The sequence below is a fragment of the Leisingera sp. F5 genome (assembly GCF_001593695.1).
The window spans coordinates 1-1,147 of record NZ_LUKH01001265.1 but is presented as its reverse complement, the minus strand read 5'-3'; the positions used below and the strand labels follow the sequence as shown (position 1 = coordinate 1,147).

The window sequence follows — 1,147 nt, the reverse complement described above, 5'->3', positions numbered from 1 at the left end:
CAAGGCGACGCTGCTGGAGTACTTGGGCCTTGCCGGAGAGGCTGGAGATGGAACGTCTTTCGCCAACCTCCTGCCGGACGAACTCCACGAAACTCAAGACCACCTTATAGCCGAAACGACTTGCACTCCGATTGGCAGACCACCTGAGTTGCGCCCCGCGGGAACAGTCGCCGCCGGAAATCCACTGATGTTGTGGACATTCAGGTCGTTCCAGAAATTATAGCCTTGCGGCGTATCATCATGTAAACGCGCGGCCGCCGGTGACACGGGGCCAAGCAGTACATCATATCTGCTGAAGAAGGCCGACAGATCGGCTTTGAAGGCCGAAATCTGCTTGCAAAATGCAGTCGCGCTCCTGTCTGCTGCTGGTGGCTCCTGACGAAGATTGAGATCCGTTGAACCGGAAATACCGCCTTCTAGAGCGAGGCTGGAAAGTTTGTTTTTCCACACGCCCCCATCTGCTGTCACCAGAGCTTCGAATAGCATGGAGGCCTTGGGAAGACCTGCGGGGAAGTCCCGGGAAATGTCGGCTTTAGCATCTTGCAAGGCGGCAACCGCGCAGGTTACGGCTTTGGCCGTATCTTCTGAAACCGGATAAGCGCCGCAACCGGTATAATAGGCCACCCGGATACCGGCCAAACCTGCTTCTACAGTTCCATTTGAGTAAACCGATGTTGCATCAGGGTCTTGCCCATCGGGGCCGCTGATAACGGTCAGTGCCAGAGCCAGGTCATCGACATAACGTGCCATCGGCCCAATCTGTGTCAGGGTATCCAGCGTTCCAAGCCCATATGACACGCAATGGCCAGTGCGCGGCACGAGGCCCGCAGATGGTTTGATCCCAGCAATTCCACAAACATGGGCAGGGTCACGAATGCTGCCGCCGGTGTCGCTGCCAATGTCCAAAGCGGCACATCCTGCCGCTACCGCTGCCGCCGCGCCGCCGCTGCTGCCACTGGGTGATCGTGCCAGGTCATAGGGGTTGTTGGTACGTCCAAACAGCGGAGGATTGGTGTGTGCCGCTTGGTGAACTGTCAGCTCAGAAGTGTTGGTCTTGCCAAGGATTATTGCGCCCGCTTCGCGCAGGCGGGCCACAACAGTAGCGTCTTTGCGGGGGACAACCCCGGCCCGGGCCGGCATTCCGTAG

At 58.3% G+C, this 1,147-nt stretch carries 1 protein-coding gene; it reads right to left on the bottom strand.

Annotated elements, in window-relative coordinates; translation table 11 throughout:
* Positions 1 to 93: 93 nt before the first annotated feature.
* A partial coding sequence (locus A2I95_RS40665) for an amidase (protein WP_291737981.1) occupies positions 94 to 1,147 on the bottom strand: 1,054 nt, incomplete at its 5' end.